The organism is Kitasatospora sp. NPDC050463 (assembly GCF_040655255.1).
Classification (GTDB): Bacteria; Actinomycetota; Actinomycetes; order Streptomycetales; family Streptomycetaceae; genus Kitasatospora.
Genome location: NZ_JBFAJO010000181.1, coordinates 1 through 4,304, shown reverse-complemented (window position 1 = coordinate 4,304; position 4,304 = coordinate 1). Strand labels below are relative to the sequence as shown.

The window sequence follows — 4,304 nt, the reverse complement described above, 5'->3', positions numbered from 1 at the left end:
AGGCTGCTCTCCAGGGCGTCCCGCAGGGCGGGTTCGTCGTCGACCACGAGGAGCCGGGCGGCGGCCGGTCCGGGCTCGGCGGGGGTGCTGTCGCGCGCTCAGCCGAAGGCGGTCTTCAGCGCCTGGAACGCCGTCTTCGGGTCGGAGAGGGCGTGGTAGACGGGCGGGATCGGCTTGTCGAGACCGAGCAGCCGGTAGACGGCGTGCATGGCGCCGCGTACCGAGTATTCGACGGTGAAGACCACGTCCTCCGGGATTTCCACGAACTGGCCGAGGAGGGCGAAGTTCCTGGAGCCGTGCGGGATCACCAGCGGCCGGTCGTGCACGCCGCGGCGGGCGAACTGGCTGGTGATGTAGGGCATCATCACGGTGGTGACCGTGGTGGTGGCGCGGACCTCCTCGGCGATGTCGTCGAGGCAGAGCTGGCCGAGGAGTTCGTCCAGGATCTCCCGCCCGGTGGACTTGGCCATCGCCTTGCCGGTGTGCTCGCCGGGGGTGTCGATGAACAGGCCGTAGCCCCAGAGCGTGAAGACGTCCTCGGGCTGGCCGTCGAAGTGCGGCGGGCGCGGCACGACGATGGACATCAGCCAGGGCGAGTCCTTGAAGGTCATCAGCGCGCCGGTGCCGGCGGCGTTGCCGCTGTACTCCTCGATCCGCTTCAGCAGGACCGGGCTGCGCATGGTCAACGTGAAGGACTGCCAGGCGGCTTCGGCGATGTTGCCGTTGAAGACGGCGGGACGGCCGAAGTCGGGGGCCTTGCGCGAGAGCGTCTCCCACAGCGTCCAGCCGCCGTCGCGCTTGTCGCGGACCAGCTCGGCAACCGTGTCGTCCGTGCCGTAGGCGGCGTCGGCGGTCATCGAGCCCAGGGTGATGAACGCCAGGTCCAGATCGGCGAGTTCGACGGTCTCCGGGCGGCCGTCCCGGTCGAGGTGGAGCCGCTTGGCGCGGCGGATGCCCGCCTCCTCGGTGAAGTCGACGTCCGTCACCGTGACGCCGTGCTCGAACCGCACCCCGTGCTCGGTCAGCCACCGGATGAGTGGCCGCACGATCGAGTCGTACTGGTTCAGCCTGGTGCGGCGGACCCCGGAGAGGGTGTGGATGCGCGGGAACTCCTGGACGAAGCGCAGGAAGTAGCGCTTGAGTTCGATCGCGCTGTGCCAGTTCTGGAAGGCGAAGGTGGTGCGCCACATCGCCCAGAAGTTGGTGGCGAAGAAGTGCTCGGAGAAGAACTCGTCGATCCGCCGGGAGCCGATCACCGACTCGGGCAGGGCCAGCAGGCGGGCGAGTTCGATCCGGTCACGGGTGTCCAGGCCGAGCTGCGAGGCGTCCAGGATTCGGTGGTCCCGGTCGATCAGACGGGCCTTCGCCTCGGTGGGCCACTGCTGGTTGAAGGCCAGGATCTCCTGGCGGACCGTCACGTTCTCGTTGTCGAGCGTGGGGATGGTTTCCAGGAGGTTCCACAGGCAGGTGTACGCCTCCTCTTCCAGCATCCGCCCGCCGCGCGTGACGTAGCCCTGCTCGGCGCCTCCCCGGCCGTCCAGTGAGCCGCCGGCCAGGGGGAGTTCCTCCAGGATGTGGATGTTCTCACCCGGGAACTCGCCGTCCCGGATCAGGAAGGCCGCCGCGGCGAGCGAGGCGATGCCGCCGCCGACCAGATAGGCCTTCGTTTCCCGCGAACTGTTGATCATGCTCTCTTCCGGCTGTCCGGGCTGGCGCCGCTGGAGCCCCTGCGCTGGTCGGCAGGCTGTTTCCAGCCTTCGGCCACCGGGCCGGTGCTCGCGAGGGCCGGGCGGCCCGTGGCACAGGACCAGTGGTCCCGGACCGGTGTGCCGTACGGGCATCCGCTGCCGGGGCGATGAGGGCACCGGCCTGGTGGCTCCCAATGGTCCCGAGCGGGTCGGACGGATGTGTCCCGGTCGGCCCTGTACGCAGGCGGACTCAGAGCGTGACCATGAGGACGCTGGTCGTGTCGTCCTGTTGCACCCGGCTCCGCATGGGCCAGAGGTCGGCCGGCTCGCCCCGAGAGGAGATGGCGATCATTTACCTTCCCGTCACCGTCGGAGTCGACGGTTCTCCCGAGAGTCTGGCGGCGGCCGACCTGGCCGCCGAGGAGGCGGCGCTGCGGCAGCGTCCCCTGCGTCCTGCACGCCCTTCCGCTCATGCCGCACCTGCTGCCGGCTGGCGCGCGCCCGCGGTGCTCCGGACGTGGCGTGCTCGCAGAGGCGCAGCACGTGCTGGCGGTTCGGCACCCGGAGCTGTGCGTGCACGCGGATGAGGTGCACGACGTCGCCACGGCGGCACTGGTGGCGGCGGCCGAGGATGCCGAGCTACTGGTTCTCGCCGCCCGGGGGGACGGCGGCTTCCCGGGGCTCCGCGTCGGGGCGACAGCTCTCCACGTCGCGGGCCGGGCGGGTTGTCCCGTCGTCGTGGTCCCCGCCGAGGCGGCGGATCCGGTGCCACGCGAACAGGTCGTGGTCGGAGTGGACACCCGACGGCCGGCCGAGGCCGCGCTCGACTTCGCCTTCGAGGCCGCGCGCCGCTACGGGCTGTCGGTGCGGGCCCTGCACGCGTGGGCGCCGGTGGATCCGCCGGTGCGTGCGAAGTTCCAGCTCGCCGAGCACGACCTGCTCGACCTCGCGATCGCGCCGTGGCGGGCCGCCCACCCGGATGTGCAGGTGGTCGCGGACGCCGAGCCGGGCGGCGCCGGACAGGTGCTCGTCGATGCCTCGGCCAAGGCGCGGCTCGTGGTCCTGGGACGGGGCCACGATGCCTCGCCCGGCCGCCTGGGGCCGGTCGCACATGCCGTACTGCACCACGCCGCCTGCCCGGTGGCGCTGGTACCGAAGTCGTGAACCCAACCGGCCGGGCCATGCCCCAGCCCGAGGGACCTTCGGTACCGGCCAGGGGCTGCCCGGCCCATGGCCTGGGGGCCGGTCCCGGGACGACGCTGCTGGACAACGAGCCGGCACTCGGGTGCCCAGGCCAGCCAGATCCCTTGGAGGTTGTAACCATGTCTGTTTCCGTCGTGGTGGGTGTCGACGGATCGATGGAAAGCACCGCGGCGGCGCAGTGGGCGGCGTACGACGCCAACCGGCGCCGCGCCGCCCTTCGCCTGGTTTGGGTGGCACCGCCGCAGGACGGTGACCTCCCGTACAGCGGGGCGGCCAGGTGCGGGCTGCCGGACTTCGCGACGGCGCTCCAGGCGCGGATCGTACAAGCGCTGCCGCAACTGGACATCTCCTGCGAGCTGATTCCCGGGACCCCGTGGTCCGCCCTGGCCGCCGCCGGCGGGCGGGACGGCCTGCTGGTCCTCGGCTCGCGCGGACCGGGCGGGGTCACCGGGCGGCTCTTCGGGTCCGTCGCGTTGCGCGTGGCGACCGAGGCACGGTGCCCCGTCGTCCTGGTCCCGGCGGGCGCCGACGGCCCGGCCAAGGGTCCGGGCCAGGTCGTTGTCGGCGTAGAGGGCAGCCGGCGGTCGGACGCCGTCCTCGGGTTCGCCTTCGAGGAGGCCGCCCGGCGCGGGGCCGTGCTGCGGGCCCTGGAGGGCCGGGTCGAACCACACGGCCCCTACCGGACCGAGGCCCCGGTCGGACAGGACGACATCAGGCGGTCGCTGGTGGAGTCGGAGACGCTGCGCCTCCAGGACGCGCTTGCCCGCTGGCGGGAGAAGTTCCCCGAGGTGCGCACCGTGGCGGAGGTGTCCGGCTGGGGTGCGGCCACGACGCTGGTGGAGGCCTCGCGCAGAGCGGCCGTGGTGGTCCTGGGTCGGCGCGCGGCCGCGCACCCGACGGCCGCGCCGAAGTTGGGGCCGGTGGCGCACGCGGTCATCCGCCAGGCGCACGGACCGGTGGCCATCGTGCCGCACGACTGAACCACGGCGCGCGGTGGCCGGGGCCGATGAGGTCCCGGCCACTCGCGCATCCGGAATGATCCTACGGACGGGTCCAGCCGAAACGAGATGACGTCCTGTCATCCGAGCCGAGTGGGCGAGGCCGGCACCGTCGGGCAGGCACTGGCCCGGGTCCCCGCGCTGCGCCCGGACGTCGCAGTGCTGGACATGCCCGACGGCGACGGCGTGACGGTCTTTACGGTGGGACACGAAGACCTCCGTGTGTGGTGTGGAGCCTAGACACCTCCACCACACCGGAGGTCTTCACTTTTGATCAAGGCCGGGCACTGTCAACAACGCTCGTGGTCAATACAACTAGCCCCAATACCAGTGACTTTAGGATCGCTGATGGTAGGCTGCCTGCCCAGGAGGTGCCTGGATGCCACGCCCTGGGCAGGTCAAGCCGGCGACGGAC

The 4,304-nt window shown here is 71.7% G+C and carries 3 protein-coding genes and 1 pseudogene; 3 read left to right on the top strand and 1 reads right to left on the bottom strand.

Going from position 1 to position 4,304, the window contains the following annotated elements:
* Positions 1–98: 98 nt before the first annotated feature.
* Complete coding sequence (locus AB0J08_RS41100; protein ID WP_360645167.1) at positions 99–1,688, bottom strand: oleate hydratase; 1,590 nt, start codon at positions 1,686–1,688, stop codon at positions 99–101.
* A 522-nt stretch (positions 1,689–2,210) separates the two neighbouring features.
* Between AB0J08_RS41100 and AB0J08_RS41095 the strand changes: the two genes are divergently transcribed.
* From AB0J08_RS41095 to AB0J08_RS41085, 3 genes and pseudogenes are all read left to right on the top strand, one after another.
* Positions 2,211–2,852 (top strand): universal stress protein, encoded by a 642-nt coding sequence (locus AB0J08_RS41095; protein ID WP_360645164.1) that lies wholly within the window; start codon positions 2,211–2,213, stop codon positions 2,850–2,852.
* Positions 2,853–3,010: 158 nt separating this feature from the next.
* On the top strand, positions 3,011–3,871 hold the full coding sequence (locus AB0J08_RS41090; protein ID WP_360645161.1) for a universal stress protein: 861 nt from the start codon (positions 3,011–3,013) through the stop codon (positions 3,869–3,871).
* A gap of 111 nt (positions 3,872–3,982) precedes the next feature.
* Positions 3,983–4,084, top strand: a pseudogene (locus AB0J08_RS41085) (DNA-binding response regulator); the annotation flags it as partial.
* Between the last annotated feature and the right edge of the window lie 220 nt (positions 4,085–4,304).

What these genes read in the sequence shown, in the direction of transcription:
- AB0J08_RS41100 (WP_360645167.1), bottom strand. Translation starts at nt 1,688, where the DNA reads ATGATCAACAGTTCGCGGGAAACGAAGGCCTATCTGGTCGGCGGCGGC.
- AB0J08_RS41090 (WP_360645161.1), top strand. Translation starts at nt 3,011, where the DNA reads ATGTCTGTTTCCGTCGTGGTGGGTGTCGACGGATCGATGGAAAGCACC.